General features: G+C 41.3%; 13 protein-coding genes. 12 read left to right on the top strand and 1 reads right to left on the bottom strand.

Features of this window, described 5'->3' with window-relative positions:
- Positions 1 to 221: 221 nt before the first annotated feature.
- A complete protein-coding gene (locus GTW09_RS02580) occupies positions 222 to 443 on the bottom strand; it encodes a helix-turn-helix domain-containing protein (protein ID WP_014978923.1) in 222 nt (73 codons plus the stop codon).
- 98 nt (positions 444 to 541) lie between these two features.
- Here GTW09_RS02580 and GTW09_RS02575 point away from each other — a divergent pair, with 98 nt between their 5' ends.
- The 12 genes from GTW09_RS02575 to hsdR all read left to right on the top strand — a co-directional run bounded on the left by GTW09_RS02575 (position 542) and on the right by hsdR (position 16,074).
- Positions 542 to 778: a hypothetical protein gene (locus GTW09_RS02575; protein ID WP_163109808.1), complete on the top strand. Its 237-nt coding sequence runs from the start codon at positions 542 to 544 to the stop codon at positions 776 to 778.
- A complete protein-coding gene (locus GTW09_RS02570; protein ID WP_163109806.1) occupies positions 771 to 1,991 on the top strand; it encodes a site-specific integrase in 1,221 nt (406 codons plus the stop codon). Before GTW09_RS02575 ends, GTW09_RS02570 begins: the two co-directional genes overlap by 8 nt.
- A 73-nt stretch (positions 1,992 to 2,064) precedes the next feature.
- Positions 2,065 to 2,916: an HD domain-containing protein gene (locus GTW09_RS02565; RefSeq protein ID WP_163109804.1), complete on the top strand. Its 852-nt coding sequence runs from the start codon at positions 2,065 to 2,067 to the stop codon at positions 2,914 to 2,916.
- An 86-nt stretch (positions 2,917 to 3,002) separates the two neighbouring features.
- A complete protein-coding gene (locus GTW09_RS02560) occupies positions 3,003 to 3,170 on the top strand; it encodes a hypothetical protein (protein ID WP_157187990.1) in 168 nt (55 codons plus the stop codon).
- A gap of 386 nt (positions 3,171 to 3,556) precedes the next feature.
- A complete protein-coding gene (locus tag GTW09_RS02555; RefSeq protein WP_163109802.1) occupies positions 3,557 to 4,117 on the top strand; it encodes a hypothetical protein in 561 nt (186 codons plus the stop codon).
- A gap of 154 nt (positions 4,118 to 4,271) precedes the next feature.
- Entirely contained in the window at positions 4,272 to 4,676 is a 405-nt protein-coding gene (locus GTW09_RS02550; protein WP_239059248.1) for a hypothetical protein, read from the top strand.
- Positions 4,677 to 4,688: 12 nt separating this feature from the next.
- Complete coding sequence (locus GTW09_RS02545) at positions 4,689 to 7,028, top strand: hypothetical protein (protein WP_163109800.1); 2,340 nt, start codon at positions 4,689 to 4,691, stop codon at positions 7,026 to 7,028.
- Entirely contained in the window at positions 7,029 to 7,697 is a 669-nt protein-coding gene (locus tag GTW09_RS02540) for an OmpA family protein (RefSeq protein ID WP_163109798.1), read from the top strand. It abuts the gene before it with no gap.
- A complete protein-coding gene (locus GTW09_RS17515; protein ID WP_163109796.1) occupies positions 7,684 to 9,696 on the top strand; it encodes an EH signature domain-containing protein in 2,013 nt (670 codons plus the stop codon). The genes GTW09_RS02540 and GTW09_RS17515 overlap by 14 nt, the downstream gene beginning before the upstream one ends.
- Before the next feature lie 533 nt (positions 9,697 to 10,229).
- Positions 10,230 to 10,445, top strand: a complete 216-nt coding sequence (locus GTW09_RS17510; protein WP_239059247.1) for a hypothetical protein — start codon at positions 10,230 to 10,232, stop codon at positions 10,443 to 10,445.
- A 536-nt stretch (positions 10,446 to 10,981) separates the two neighbouring features.
- Positions 10,982 to 12,484 (top strand): sigma 54-interacting transcriptional regulator, encoded by a 1,503-nt coding sequence (locus tag GTW09_RS02525; protein WP_163109794.1) that lies wholly within the window; start codon positions 10,982 to 10,984, stop codon positions 12,482 to 12,484.
- A 65-nt stretch (positions 12,485 to 12,549) separates the two neighbouring features.
- On the top strand, positions 12,550 to 16,074 hold the full coding sequence (hsdR, locus tag GTW09_RS02520; RefSeq protein WP_163109792.1) for a type I restriction-modification system endonuclease: 3,525 nt from the start codon (positions 12,550 to 12,552) through the stop codon (positions 16,072 to 16,074).
- Positions 16,075 to 16,141: the final 67 nt, after the last annotated feature.

Genomic DNA, 16,141 nt, shown 5'->3' with positions numbered 1-16,141 from the left:
AGGTGGAAGTGGAACAGTTTAGGCAGGATTTGCCTTTTCATAAGCCTTGAGCAGTTCTACATTAAGGCAAAAAAATTTTTACATCGTCCTTTGTACTCGATGCAACTGTTGCCCACTTATACCTCTTGGTAAAATTAAAACTTCAGGTAGCAATCTGACAGCCGTTAAGCTGTGACCTTCGATCGTTAATTATCACAACATTAAAGTGGCTCAATAGCACGCTAATCCGGCACATACTCAACAACATCTTCAATTTTACAATCAAAGAATTTACACAAAGCTTCTAGCGTGGTGATGCTGGTGTGATAGCCAGTGTTATTGGCTATTTTACTCATAGCTGAGCTTTGAATACCCACCTCATTTGCTAGAAACGACAGCGTTATTTTTCTGCCTTCTTGTTCGGATTTCTGTTTTACCAGCTCTCTAATCTTATACTTAATCAAAATACGGTTACCAAAAAATATACAAAAATGTCTTGATAAGACGAAAATTGACTTGTATATTTGTCTTGTGAAGACGAAACAGGTCAAAGGAGGCCTTTATGAAACAAACGTTGCTCACAGCAAAAGAGCTCTCAGCCCGAATTAAATTTAGCGCCAACTACATCAATGCGGAGCTGCGAGACTCTATTTTCATCGAAGGTAAGCACTACATCCGACCATTCAATGGTAGAAAAATTCTATACATTTGGGAAGAGGTAGAAGCGTATTTGTATGAAAGTGCAGTTCGAAATGCTTCATATATTCCCATGGCGTCGGGGAGAGTGTGTCATGGGTAGTATAAATGTTCGTGAATCCAAGCTTTATATTGATTTCAGGTATTTAAATACGCGATGTAGAGAGCAAACCGTATTGCCAGATACTCGGGCCAATAGGAAGAAGCTTGAAAAGCTACTTAAGCAAATTGAGTCAGATATTCGCTTAAAATGCTTTGTGTACAGCGATTATTTTCCAGATTCTAAAAAGGCTTCGAACTTTGTTAAAGAAGATGAACAAGCAAGCCGCATAAAGCGAGCGATGCTGGCTACTTACCAAAAAGTGTCTAACGCTCTTCAAGGGCATAACAATAGGGCGTTTGAAGACTTTGCCCAGGAGTGGTTTTCTGAAAACGAAGTACGTTGGAAACAAAGCTACGTCAACAGCATGAGAATTTATGTGTTCTCGTATCTCACTAAAGAGTTTGCGGGTTTTGATGTGAGCGAAATTGACCGCCCGACTATTTTGAAATATCGCGCCAAACTGATGCAGCCAAAAGCTGATGGTACTCAGCTTTCGACCGACTTTGTAAATCATATCATGACACCACTTCGAATGATTTTACGCGAGGCGGCTGACAGGTTTGGTTTCCGCTGCCAATTTGAAAATATTGCGCCGCTTCGCGTAGACCGGCGAGATGTTAATCCATTTTCACTAGAACAAGTGCTAACGTTTTTGAAAACAGTGCGTGTCGACTTTCGGAATTACTACACAGTGCGCTTTTTTACTGGCATGAGAACCGCTGAAATTGATGGCCTAATGTGGAAGTACGTTGACTTTGACTTGGGCACGATAAGTATCAGAGAGACATTTGTGCAAGGTCGAATGGATTCAACCAAAACTCGCGGCTCTATGCGCGACATTCAAATGTCGACATTAGTGAAAGAAGCGCTTCAAAATCAGTTGGACGTTTCTGGTGATGGGAAGTTTGTATTTCCGAATTCCCAAGGTAACCCGTTAGATCATGGCAATGTAAGAGATCGGGTTTGGAAACCTACATTAGAAAAAATCGGTATGGAATATCGAAGACCATACGAAACTCGTCATACCGCTGCAACGTTGTGGTTAGCATCCGGCGAAGCGCCCGAATGGATAGCGCGTCAAATGGGGCACGCAAACACAAAAATGCTATTTGAGATCTACAGCCGCTACGTACCAAACCTGACTCGAAGAGATGGTTCTGCGTTCGAGCAACTACTTTCAAACGTTCTATGTGAGAACAGCCAGCACTTCTAGTTTTAGCACTTAATACACTGTAAAGGTGAATTAGGACGGAGTTTATACTGGTATCAACAAAGAGGGCAGAACGATGAAAATTGATTCATTGCAGCCGGAGCTTTCAGAAGCGAAAAAACTTTCTCGTTTTAAAGGTTTTTATTGCATGGCTGGTTTCGTAGTTAGGTTTAACCAGCATGGTAGACCGTATTGGGTGATTACGTTAATGGATGCATTTACCCAGTTTGAGATAATAGCCACGCAGATTGATTGCGACACAAAACGCTTTTCTCACTTTGGCTTTGTTCACGTTGAAGCAACGAAAGTTAAAACAACCGTTGGTGAGGTATATGTTGCTGACTTTTTCTATGCTGTTGATGAAATTCCTGAAAAGTACAGACATATACGCTTAGTTCCTAGAGATGCATCGGAGAATCATGAAGATGTCGAGCGTCTGGTTAAAATAGTAGAGTGCATTGAGTATGAAGCGTTAAGACGATTCGTCGCGCACACTTTGATTCAAAGCCGAATAATGGTGCCATTTCTTCGAAACCCAGCAAGCTTAAATTACCATCATAACTATATTGGTGGCTTGTTAAGACACAGCATACGAGTGGCAGAGTTATTTGCGAAAAACATGGTGGGTAGAAAAGAAGAAAAGGCTTTAGGTATTGTCGGAGCACTTCTTCACGATATAGGTAAAACCGTCACATTATCTGAATCTATGATCTACACCGCTACAGGAACAATGGTAAACCATGACTCGTTAACGTTAGAACTTTGTGCTTCAGCGCTCAAACAACTTTCCCAATCAAACCCTAGGTATGCCGATATTTTACGTCACATCTGGACTTGTGATAAAGAACAATTGAAGTATTCCGCGAAGCTTAACATAGCGACTCAGATACAACGATTTGATAGAGAAGACTCAAAGGGACAGACATAAAGTAGCGCGATTATAAAATAGCATTATTGTAGGTTTTGAAGAGAACCATGGGGTCTTCTGTCCACTTTCATCAGGGGTAATATTTTATGACAAACAAAGATAAAGAGCATGCTGTTGACTTGCAGCATATTGAGTTTGATAAAAACGGCATTGTGCGACTTGCTCTGCACCGAAAAGAAACTCAGAGGGCGTTGTGGAAATCTATGCAGCAGTTTAAAGACATCAAGCCCACTGTGTCCAAAAACAAAAAATAGCGTCGTAAGCAAAACTCCATCCATCGAGAGCGAGAATAGCAATAAAGCTTGTAGCTTAATCAAAACTTACTATCTGAGGTTTCATTATGGACTATCTTACTCAAATTCTTGAATCTGGCTTAATGATTCCTTTCGCCTTCCTTACCGCGGTGATAATTCTAGGTATTGGCTTTCTATTCAAAAAAGACTCTGATGATGAGGAGTAGGTTTGTTGGTCTCTGCAAAGGCTGGGATCGGAATTGTGAGTTTTTTGTTATACTTTTGGCTAATATTGAGATTCCCAAAATCAGTGGCTGATGGTATCTTTACTTAAGCAATTTTTATATCTACGCAGAAATTTATCGGGATATTAGTTTTTGTTGCTTTGCTAAAGTTGAGGGTCAAGGATGAGCAGTAGTGGTAAAAAGGAACGGGTACTCACCAGTTGGATTGGAGGAAATGACCTTGATTCGTTAAAGGGCGATACTTATATCAAGAATATTTCTGGACCCATTGTGTCAGTTCTGAACACCCACATTCTTGATTCAATAGAATTGTTATATAACTACCTTAAAGAACGCGTTGCTCCTTGTATTGAATGGCTGAGCAAGCTTACTAATGCCAATATTCGTGCTAATCATATTTCGCTGTCATCATCAATTGATTTTGGCGATATATACGCACATGCAAATCGTCATCTAAATAAACTTTGCACTCAACCGAATAGGCTATCTATCCTCCTTAGCCTTGGTACACCCGCTATGCAAACGGTTTGGATTTTGTTAGGAAAAACTCGTTTCCCCTGTACTTTTTTGCAGTCACCTCTCGAACAGGGCGTTCAAGAAGTTGATATTCCGTTTAAACTGTCAGCTGAGTACCTACCTGCTGCTAGTAAGATTAATACAGGACAGCGGGAGAAGCAGGACACGACCATTGTCAGGTACCTTGACAAGCCAGCAGTAAACTAGAGCACATGATGTATAGCCGAGATTCTGTTGATCGCAATTTCAATAAAGACGGGCCTGTGCAAGGCATTTTTAATTTTTGGAAATGCTAAAGCGGGCTCTGATGAGGTTTCAAAAAGAATGAAACGAAGAGCTTGAAAATTAGGGAGTTATAAAAATGTTAAAGGAATTACATGCAAGTTCATCCAGGTCTCATACGGGTGAAAAAAACAGCCGAGATTTTATGGAATCTTTCAATTCTGTTGAAGCAATCATTACTCGCATTATTGCGCTAAATCATGCCTGGAAAGTTTCTCGGGAAACTTTGGGGGCAAAAAATGATATCACCGAAGCAATGCGTCGTCAGAAATCCTCATGGCAGGCGAGCCTACTTCGATTTCATGAAAACGCTGCTTACTTAAAAGTTGATAATGACAACACTGATGGTGAAGTGCTGCTGAGTGTGAGATTGCACAGCCCTGTGAATATCAATGGTGTTTTGCGACTTGATGCAGAACATATACCTTTGCGAATAGCGAAAGAGCTTTTTTCTTCTTATGAACTTGAATCTTTAATCCGATAGGAGTGTTGTAATATGGGCAATCTGATTCAATCTTTACAAATAGATTTGATTACTTTTTTACTGCTTGTCGGTATTTTTGGGCTCTTTTTTGTGGGCTTAAGCGGTCAGATAATTGGCTACAGACGCGATAAAAAAGAGCTGGGCGAGTTGTTTACGATGGCTAAGCAGCTCACAAAAGAAGAGGTGGTCTCGCTTAGCAAGTTTTCAGGTATTGCGGCCGACTGGTTAAAACAGCATCTCATGCTAACTCTGAGTAGTGAAGACGTTGTTGCAGAAAAGCGTGACGGTCGTTTTCTTATCAAAAGTAATATATCTCAAGCTTTTATCCGTACGCCAGGATTTCACGGTAAAAGTTTACCTGCTTTGTTAACTAGTATTGGTGTGGCGGGCACCTTTTTGGGTATTACGCTAGGTCTATCAGAGTTCAATTTTAGTGGCGTTGAACAAGGCACAGCATCTTTGCTGCAATCGGCATCTCAACTTCTAGAGGGTATGAAAACGGCTTTTTATACCTCGCTCGCAGGCCTTGCTGGCTCAGCCATTATTATGCTTGTAATGCAGTTTTTCCATATTCGTCTTAATAGCAAAACAAGTAAGGTTAATCGTCTTTTATCCCAATGTTTGGCAGAAGCGTCAAGCGTCGAATTTTTACAAAAAATTGCGGAACGTGAACAAGATCAACAAATGTTGGATGCGCAGTTGCAGTCAACGCGTGCTATGGAAGCGGTAGGTAATCAGTTTGGCGAATTACTTACTACGTTTAAAGGATTAGGGGATAATTTGAACGGTGAATATATCGCTTCCCAAATTTCAGACTCCGTCGACAACACAATGAAAAACTCAGTGGTGCCGATATTGTCTGAGTTTAAAGATGAAATTCAAACACTGCGCCAAATTAAGCAAGACAATCATAAAGAACTGCTCAGTCAGATTATTAATGCAATTAAAGAAGAGTTAATTGAGCCAGTTACGCAAGAGTTAAATAAAACAACTGAGGCGGTAAACGCCAGCAATGAGGTGACAGAAAAGCTGAATACCAATGTTGGTAAAGTTTTAACCAATATGTCGACAACAGTTGAAACGATCAACAAATTCAATCAGGACACAATGCAAAAACTTCAGGACTTTGCTCAGTCACTCGCATCAGTTCTCGATGGTTTTAAGGACGATACTAAGAGCGCGATGAACGATATTACACAGAAAGTTCACGATGTCTTGAAGTTAAGTGAAGAGGGAATGGCGTCACAGCGAAGTGCTTTTGAACAAAGTGCAAGTAACGCCGCAGATGCATTCAGCGGAATGCGAGAACAGCTAGAGGCCGCACTGGATAATCGCGCAGAGAAAGAAAAACAGCTCTTTTTCTCAATGGAAGAACGCATAGAGAATTTGCTCAAACAAACTAGCCAGAGCTTTGAAGAACAAAATGAAACCTTAAAGACCACCGGCAGTGAAGCAAGTGCGTTGATGACATCCGCAAGAGAAGAGTTTAGTGAAGGCATGGCGTCGCAGCGAGAGGCATTTGAACAGAGCGCGGAAAAAGCTTCCCAGGCATTTAAAGGCATGGGTGAACAACTTGAAGAAGCTTTAGTATCCAGAGCTGCAACTGAAAAAGAGCTGTTTGATGCGACAGAAAAACGAATCGAAAATTTACTTGAGCAGACCAATCAAAGCTTTAAAGAACAAAATGATGTGTTACGGACCACCGGTGAGCAAGCGAGTTCATTAATGCATACTGCGCGCCATGAGCTAGAACAGGGACTAGGTGATATTGATTCGAAAATCACTAACATGTCGCACACTATTCAAACGGAGTTAGAGGCTTTCCGGATTGAATATCAAAAAAACCTGACTACATTCTTTGAAGATCAAAGCAACCTGCTAGAGGATTCTTTGAATAAACAAACCACCGGACTAGTGGATGCAGTTAATCGCTTTAAGCAGGTATTCGAAGAAGAGTATCAAACGCGTCACAATTTATTGCAAGAGTTAACTCAGCAACATGAAAACCTTCAATCATCGGCTAAAACAATAGAAAACTTGGCTCAGGCAATTGGGCTTTCAAAAACGGCAACGCTATCTGAATTACAGGATATTGCGAATACCATGGGGCGTCATATTGGAGCGCTTAAAAAGGATTATGAACAGGCATCAAGAGTATTCCGGGAGGTGACAGAAGGGCTACCCAAGGCCATGGAGAAATACTTTACACAAGCTAACCAAAGTACGGAGCAGTTTTTCAATACATTTGATGAAGCTGCAGCCAATATCCACAATCGCCTTGCCCAAGCTGCTGATTACCTGGTCAGCGCAAAAATAAGCGAGATGGAAACCAAGCAGACTGAGGCAGTGTAAATGAGTCAACTTGTACAGGGAGTAGATAACAACGAAGCTATCGATGAAAATGGCACCTGGCTTTCCATTGGTGATTTGATGTCAGCGCTGCTAATGATTTTTGCGCTCTTACTCATCAGTGCATTAGTGCAGATTGCCGATGTGGCAGAAAAGAGTAAAAACAATCGTGTGATGATCATTAAAGGATTGGAGGATGGGTTTAAAGCTGCGGGCATTGATGCGACGCCAAATCCAGAAACAGGTGATATTTCAATAACCAATTCTGTTTTATTTGAGCAAAACGACTACCAATTAAAACGCGATGGCGAAGTGTTTTTGGATAAATTTATACCAGTTTACAGCAAGGTGGTATTTCAAAATAAAGAAACGGCCGAGGAGGTAGTGCGTATTGTCGTAGAGGGACATTCGAGCAGTGAAGGGAATTTTGAACACAACATGCGGCTGAGTGTGCTTCGTGCCAACAGTGTATTTGAATACATCAGCTTAATGGATTTTCCCAATAAGCCCGATTATTTGCAAAAGCTGCTGATTTCTGGTCGAGGTGCGATAGACTCAGACCAGACCATGGCGAATGAGGCTGACCGTAAAGTGATGTTCCGCTTTCAATTTAAAGGTCAGGAATTTCAGAAAGTGGTAGGGAAGGAAGGAGTAGTTCGTGTCGCTAAGTAGCGGGATTCAATTTAAGCTTCCGAGAATACCCAAAACGAATACATTAAAAAACGTTTCGTCTGACGGTGCGCTCGCGCGAGAATTGAATCATCGACCTGTGCCTCAATTTCCTCCCCTTACTATCCAACAAATTTTAAAGCTTATTGAAAATGGCTCGGAAGACTTGATAACACCTATAGAGTGGTTAGGTGTTTTTCAGCAAGACATCATTTTTGATGGTGACGAGCAAGGGATAAGGGCTGCAACGCTCGTTTGGCAAGCGATAGGCAAAAATGAACGATTAGGCCGTCTCGCATTATTTGTCGCAGCGCTACATTTAGATGGCCGCCAAGAAAAGTTCCCCACATTTTTGCTTAGGTCGTTAGATATCGTTCTACCGCTTATTAGTGGAGTAGCGGCACAGCGAACACGTTGGTTAATAGCATTGAGAGATAAGCATTTTGTAAAGATTGCGGCTTTAGCTTACGAATGTGACGTGGTACCTGCACAACTATCTCACTTTCTCAAATTGCCTAACTCTTCACGTTATCGAAATAGCATCGTCTTAGGAGCATTGGATGTTCTTGAACAATATGATGATGAAAAGGCCTCTTTATGGTTCGTACGCTGTTTGAAAGAATCGACTACGCCAGAGACGATCGAGCTCATCAATGGGGTATTAAAACGACGATTGCCGATACATCAACCTTTAAAGGATTGGCTGGAAAAAACTTGCCTGCCAAGCGCGACTAACACGTTGTGGTTTGAAGTTAGTGCTGATGTGCGGGATGCGTTAAAAGCTTTGTTTAAACTGAGCGCTTTTTATGCATTTCAAAACGTCATGGATATGATGTGCGCGCACGAAAACAAAAGATATCTCAATATCACTGACGACGAGATAAGTCGATTGCGGAGTCGAGTTCGCTTTTGGTCTAATTATAGCGAAATGGTCGGCAAGCTAAGACTGATTATTCCGCGAAAATCAGCGTTACATACATTGATGAATAGCAATCAAACGAGCTTAGATTTTGTTATTTCAAATGACAAGGAGCAAGACGAGGCGGTGCTGTTTGAGTTAAAAGACCATATTGTTTTTTTGGTGCTTAGGGGCAACTGTAGCGAAATTAGGCTTTTTGAAAATATTTCACGAAATAGTAATCGCTTTTTCGGCAATAACGCTGCGCTTTCTGTGAGTGGGGTACGACAGTTGGCGTGCAGTGCAATTCATGATCACGTTAAACTCTGGCAATATTTCTGTGAAAAAATGCTTCGAGTTCAGTTTAATATTACACCCAACCCGAACATCCAAGAGTTCAGTGGGTTACGTCCAGGTCTTGGTCATTATGATTTTCGTAACGGACTACCCAAACCTCCATTGAAGTTAATTTCTGAGCGGGAACGTTATCTCGAAGATTGGTACAACGCGTTTAATACGAGAGAAAAAAGATTAGGCAACACATCTAATTCGGTCAGTCATCTGACTGAGCTATACAAAATTAGAAAAGTAAGTGGAAACAAAAAGGGTTTTCGCACAGTACTTGCAAAAGCAGTATTGAATGGAGATAGCGAAGCCTCTTACCTATATTCATTAGATTTAGTCAGTGATCCAGATGAACCTAGAAATCGCAAGAAAATGGCTGAATCGCTTATAAAACAACTGGCTCATAGAGGATACCCCCTAGCAGTTAAGTTATGTGAAAAAATTAATTTGAAACCTAACTATGAAAATGTGGATCTTAAATCTTTAGTGACAAAGGATTTGGAAGAACCCTCTTTCAGAAAAAATAAACAACGCCTCATAACACTCGATAAAATCAAAGACGATAGCATTAAACAAAAATTGCGACCAAATACAGATCGCCCCTTTGTAGGGCTATATATTAATGAATTCGAAAAGCTCTTTTCAGAGTATGAACTGAATTCTAGTGAGCTAAAGATGGTTCAAAAAGAGTTAAGCCGTAGAACACAAAACGCAAGGGTTAAAAAGTTGTCGGATGAAGTCAGTAACAAATTGAAATAAAAGTATATTAGATAACCTCATATGGGAAGTAGTAAAGTGTCGAGAACCAAGGGATTGCTAAGTTCGAGCGAGATTATTGCTGAAATTATTAACAATTTACTTCATCAAAAAGAGCTGCGATACCGCCAAAGGCGCGCCACTATTTTCTTATCAACTGAGTGAAACCGTTTATAACAAACTTAGAAATTTATTATCTACAAAAGCTCCCACTTCCTCGTGTTTAAAAAATACACATTGGTGCGCAGCATTTTGCTTATTCAGTGCTGAATGGTACCGGCGTTAATATCAGTCCGCCTGGTCCTGGTCGGGTATATTTAATGCGCTGTGTTTTGACTTAGTGCCTGGGCAGCGCGCGGATGCCGTGATCAAGGGGCTCACTTACTGGAAGCGCCCCGTGAATCGCTATGAAAGTTAACGAAACGATTATCTTGGCTCCTTGTTTAGCGAAGATGGATTGCCTTTCTCTTTGCTAGCTGCCGAGAGTACCGATATCGCTGCTTTGCATAGGTTTACAAATCATAAAGTAGTATTGATTGAGGCGGCAACAAAGGGGGGATGGAGCCGGGGCGGAACCAGGTGTAGCTAGCAATGCTGCCATTCAGAGTAAAGATGCCTTAGCTTCATTAATAAAATATGCTGACCTTATTATCATTATCGCTGGCCTAGGAGGTGGCACTGGAAGCAGTGCAACGCCAATCTTGATTGATTTAGCCAAAGAGAGCGATATCGATTCGTTGGGCCTGAAATAACTAGTTTCGCAAAGAATGACGAAAAAATTCAGTCGATATGTTCTTCAACCTTATCAGCAGCCGATATTCAAGCATTAGAGTGTGGTTAAAGTTAAGACAATCAGTGGACATCTGATGAGATCTTGTTCTTTATCGATACTTTTATTCCGTGATAACAAACATTCATCGAGAACTGCTATGTCAATACATAGGAAGAGATACTCGGAATTGTAGGTTCGCTTTGACATGATATCGGCAAAAAAACGTTAAGTGATGCTATGCAATACACTGACACAGGAAGTCATATTAATTACGATGGAAAATAACGCTAAAGCTGAGTGCAGTTCCATGTTATTTCTTGACGCTGGAATGCCCGCGTTATGCTGATATTCTTCGCCATATCTGGACGTTTTCGAACCCATATTGAATGTGTCAAGGCAGTTCAATCTTGCTGATGGTCAAAATGCATACTGAGCTTTAATTTGCAAAAAGAGTGTAAATAATATTATTTAAGGTAATATTATTTACACTATTTGATAAAAGGCGCTTTAGTAGCAATGCATACTCTCTTCACATGGCTAGGCAATAGAGACATCGAAAACATGCTTAATGGTCAACCTGCGGCGATTGCAACGACAATCGCTAAATCTGAAGCGCCGGTTGATAAGGTCGTTATCTTAGCCAATCAATACAAGGAGGAGTGGCAAAAATTCAAACGTTTCTTACAAGAGACAGCAAAAAAGCGAGGCCAAACGAAAATAGAAATTAATATTTTCAAAGCGAAAATACAAAGCCCTATTCACTACGAGTCTATTTACCAGGAAGCATATAAATGGCTTCATGGGCTAAGTAAAGAGTCCAGTCTGTTATCTATAAATCTCACATCGGGCACGCCAGCGATGGCGACTCTGTCGGTGCTTGTGGGGAGCGGTATACATAATTCAAACTTTGTACAAAGCACACCTAAAAATGAGCTTTACAAGGTGGAGATACCTGCCAGTATCATCCAGGCTCCAGCTAAGTCAGTAGCAAAAAATACAGCTGATGCTGTGATAAATGACTTGGTTACTGATAAAGCCTTTTCTGATCTAACCATCAACTCTTCTGTAATGAAAGAATCTGTTGAGAAAGCAAAAAGAATAGCGCGTACTGATGTTCCAGCATTAATCTTAGGTGAAACAGGCACCGGTAAAGAGTTACTAGCGAATGCAATACACAACGCCAGTTTAAGGTGTAATGAAAAGATGAGAGCGGTGAATTGTGGAGCATTTCCTGAAACCTTGGTGGATTCTATTTTATTTGGTCATGTAAAGGGAGCCTTCACCGGCGCAGAGAAAGGTCATCAGGGACTTTTTGAACAAGCGCACAACAGCACGTTATTTTTAGATGAAGTAGGTGAGCTATCTCTTGCCATTCAGGCAAAATTGCTCAGGGTATTGCAGGAAGATGAAATAACTCCTGTTGGTAGCACTAAGACTAAAAAGGTAAATGTAAGAATAATAGCCGCCACTCACCGGGATCTGCCTAAAATGGTCGGAAATGGAGAGTTCAGAGAAGATTTGTTTTATAGGTTAGCTGTTGGGGTGGTGAATTTACCCGCATTGCGCGAGCGGCAAGATGATATTCCTGACCTACTGGCAGATATTTCAATAAAGCTAAATAAGCAGTTCGACACTGATAGCGAATACGTAAGTAAGAATATTTCTCCAAAGGGAATAAACTTTATCAAAAGCCAACCCTGGATGGGGAACATCAGAGAGTTGATGGCGACCATCCAGCGCAGTTTTTTATGGTCCGACAAGGACATAATAACGGATACAGACATAGCATCTGCAATTATTAGCAGAGTTGAAAGCAAAGATGCTGAAGACGTGAATTTGTCATTCAGTGATAAAATAGATATAGTCCAATTGACTGAAAAATATCAAAAAAAATACGTTTTAGCAGCGCTAAAAGCGAGTGGTAATGTTAAGAAGCAAGCAACGCAAATCCTTGGCCTGAAGGATCATCAAACATTATCGAACTGGATGAAACGATTGGGTATAGAATCAGACAAATAATACCTCATCGAAAAATTGGAATACCGTTTGCTCATAGAAGCCAGCGACATAAGGAATTCTCACTCATGAAGCAGTCTAACTTTCTTTTTCTTAAAGACATCGATAAGCAGCTATATCAAATCGCCTTAGCTGCTGAGCGTAATTATCCTGGTGATCCTAATACCACTATGGCTAAGTTACGTATTTTCGGTGAGGCTATCGCTAAAAAGTTGGCTCTGGCACTTAAAATTGAACGAACCGAAACCCAGTTGGATATCATCAGAGAACTGGCAAAAGTGCCGGGGATAAATGATGACATTATTCAGGTTTTCCATAAACTTCGCAGAGTAGGTAACAAAGCAGTTCACGAATACCATGACGATTTACCCGATGCAGAGATGACGTTGCGATTGGCTTATAAGTTAGCCGGTTGGTACTACAGCTTAAAAACAAACCAGTTCGATTATGTCTTCCCGGCCTTTCAATTACCCAAAGGTGAGCTGGGTGCTGTATTAGAGGCAGAGATCCTTGATCTCAAAGTCAAACTTCAGCAGGCAAATAATAAGAAAACGACAACGGATAAAGAGCTCGCCGAAAAAGAAAACACGGTCATTAGCCTGCAAGGCTATATATCGATATTAGAATCGAAGCAGACAGAAACCCAGGCGCAGGCCGAAGCAAGAATTAAAGCTTTAGAAGCGGAACTGAAAGCCAAAGATGTTGAGCTTGCCAGTAAAACAGCAGATCAACGTAAGGCTTATCATGCCGAAGTACGCAAATCAGCAGCGAAGCGAAGTTTAAATCTGTCTGAGACTGAAACTCGTTACCTTATAGATGAGCAGTTGCGCAAAGCGGGGTGGGATGCAGATAGTCAAAACTTAAATTACGCCAAAGGGGCCCGCCCTCAGGTTGGAAGAAATATCGCGATTGCAGAATGGCCAACCGGCAAAGATGAAACGGGCAAATTGGGTTTCGCTGATTATGTGCTATTTATCGGTTTAAAACCCATTGCAGTTATTGAGGCGAAAAAACAAAATAAAGACGTATGCGATAAATTAAATGAAGCCTACCGATACGCTAAGACCTTTGACTATGATCTGCTCAAACAAGAAATAACGCATGCAGAGCCAGAGCAGATTAAAGAAGCCATACCTCAATATTTGGTAACTTGGCAAGACTCATCAGGGAATCCTTTTAAAATACCATTCTGTTTTTCTACTAATGGTCGTGCTTACCGCGCAACTGTTCGAACGAAAAGCGGTATTTGGTATCGTGATGTCAGACACTTCACGAATATGCCCAAAGCCTTGCCTGAATGGCACAGACCTGAAGAACTTATTGATATGCTGGCGGGTGATAAGCAGGCATACAATGAATGGTTTGCAGAAAATCCAATCACGGATGAGCTGGGCTTACGCTACTATCAGAAAGAAGCGGTCGAGGCGGTAGAAAAAGCCGTGATCAAAGGTCAGCAAGATATCTTATTAGCCATGGCTACTGGCACAGGGAAAACCCGAACTGCTATCGCCTTAATGTATCGCCTTATTCAGTCTAAACGTTTCAAGCGAATTTTGTTTTTAGTTGATAGAACATCGCTGGGTGAGCAGGCACTGGATTCCTTTGAAGATACCACTATCAAAGGAGACACGTTTAAATCAATATTCAAGGTGAGTAATTTAACCGATAAGTTTCCTGATGATGCAACAAAAATACATGTTGCTACAGTACAGTCTCTGGTAAAACGCACACTGCAAAGTGACGAGGTGATGCCCGTCGCGCGTTATGACTGTATCATCGTCGACGAGGCTCACAGAGGGTATGTGCTGGATAAAGAACAAACCGAAGGCGAAGAAAAATTCCGGAATTTACAGGATTACATCTCGTCTTATCGCCGTATTATCGACCACTTTGATGCGGTAAAAATAGCGCTAACAGCAACGCCCGCATTACATACCATCGATATTTTTGGTGGCGTAGATAAAACGCCTGTTTATCGCTACAGTTATCGAAAAGCTGTCATCGACGGGCATTTGGTTGATCAGGAACCGCCCGTTAAAATCATTACCAAACTCGCAAGAGATAACGTTTATATTGGTAAAGGTGCCGAAGTGATGAGGCTCTCTCCTCAGGGCGAGCTTTTAAACGATACTCTTGAAGACGAACAAGCTTTTGAAGTGGCTGATTTTAATCGCGGTCTGATTGCGTCTAACTTTAACAAGGTTGTTTGCGAAGAGCTGGTAAATCATCTCGATCCTACCAATAAAGAAAGGCAAAAAACCTTGGTGTTTTGCGTCAACAATACGCATGCTGATATCGTGGTAGAAGAGTTGCGTACTGCCTTTAAGCAAAAATATCCTGAACTTGAGCACGACGCCATTATTAAAATTACCGGTGACTCTGATAAAGACAGTAAAAAAATCCAGTCGCTTATTACCCGTTATAAAAAAGATCGCTTACCCAATATTGTTGTAACGGTAGATTTGCTCACCACCGGAATCGATATTCCCTATATTTGTAATCTGGTGTTTTTGCGAAAGGTTCGCAGCCGTATTTTGTACGAACAAATGAAAGGGCGGGCAACCAGGCTTTGCCCTGCGGCCGGTAAAACCAGCTTTAAAATTTTCGATGCGGTAGATCTATATAGTACGCTGCAAAGTGTTGATACGATGCATCCGGTCGTAGTGCGTCCTCAGGTTACTATACAAACCCTGATCAATGAAATAACAGCACAAGACACCTATCAGTCTTTTGAAGCAGATGGCAGAAGCTTTGCAGAGCACAGTCACGAACAGCTAGTCACTAAATTACAGCGTATTACGCTTCATGCCCGTTCAAATCAGGATCGCTCTAAAGAAGTCGATAGCCAGATTAAGCGTTTGGATGAAATTCTAAAAGCCAAAGCAGGATGCGATTTTTTTAGTTTACCCAATGTTTTAAAAACCAAAGGCGCTAAGCAAACAGCTGAAATCTTAAATGGCTTACCCAACTTTGCCCATCGGTTGGAGCAACTCAAAGCCAGTTTAAACGAATTGCGGGAAATGCCTATTTTTACGGATATTCCCGATGAGGTTATAGAAGTAACAAGCAAATGGGGCGAACATGAAAAGCCAGAAGACTTTTTGGAGGCCTTCGACAACCTGGTTAGTACATCGGTTAATCAGCAACAGGCCTTAGCGACTATCATAAACCGGCCGCGAGATTTGACCCGAAAGTCATTGCTGGAATTACAGGAATGGTTTGATGCGCAAAACTATGATGAATCAACATTGAGGAAAGCCTGGAAAGCCACCAAAAACCAGGATATTGCTGCGCGACTTATCGGGCATATACGAAGAGCGGCCATCGGCGATGCATTGCTGCCTTTTGAAGAACGCGTGGACCATGCATTGGATAAAATTAAGCAGAGCAAAAAGTGGAACTCGGCCCAGTTAAGTTGGCTAGAACGCCTGGCATCGAGTATTAAACAGCAAGTGGTGTTAGACGATACAACCTTTAAAACTGGTAATTACAAACGCAGTGGCGGTAAGCGCAAGCTGGAAACGATTTTTGAAGATGAACTGGCCAGTATTCTGTCGCAATTTTATGAATTTATTTGGGATGAGCCTGCTTAAGAAATAGAAGCATGTAACATCCACAATTAATTAAATGTTGCCTTTACCTTTACAAGTATTGGGGAAC

The organism is Alteromonas hispanica, assembly GCF_010500915.1.
GTDB lineage: Bacteria > Pseudomonadota > Gammaproteobacteria > Enterobacterales > Alteromonadaceae > Alteromonas > Alteromonas hispanica.
This window is presented reverse-complemented; position numbering and strand designations above follow the sequence as displayed.

Coding starts and splice junctions, on each gene's coding strand:
- GTW09_RS02575 (WP_163109808.1), top strand. CDS start 542: ATGAAACAAACGTTGCTCACAGCAAAAGAGCTCTCAGCCCGAATTAAA.
- GTW09_RS02570 (WP_163109806.1), top strand. CDS start 771: ATGGGTAGTATAAATGTTCGTGAATCCAAGCTTTATATTGATTTCAGG.
- GTW09_RS02565 (WP_163109804.1), top strand. CDS start 2,065: ATGAAAATTGATTCATTGCAGCCGGAGCTTTCAGAAGCGAAAAAACTT.
- GTW09_RS02560 (WP_157187990.1), top strand. CDS start 3,003: ATGACAAACAAAGATAAAGAGCATGCTGTTGACTTGCAGCATATTGAG.
- GTW09_RS02555 (WP_163109802.1), top strand. CDS start 3,557: ATGAGCAGTAGTGGTAAAAAGGAACGGGTACTCACCAGTTGGATTGGA.
- GTW09_RS02550 (WP_239059248.1), top strand. CDS start 4,272: ATGTTAAAGGAATTACATGCAAGTTCATCCAGGTCTCATACGGGTGAA.
- GTW09_RS02545 (WP_163109800.1), top strand. CDS start 4,689: ATGGGCAATCTGATTCAATCTTTACAAATAGATTTGATTACTTTTTTA.
- GTW09_RS02540 (WP_163109798.1), top strand. CDS start 7,029: ATGAGTCAACTTGTACAGGGAGTAGATAACAACGAAGCTATCGATGAA.
- GTW09_RS02525 (WP_163109794.1), top strand. CDS start 10,982: ATGCATACTCTCTTCACATGGCTAGGCAATAGAGACATCGAAAACATG.
- hsdR (WP_163109792.1), top strand. CDS start 12,550: ATGAAGCAGTCTAACTTTCTTTTTCTTAAAGACATCGATAAGCAGCTA.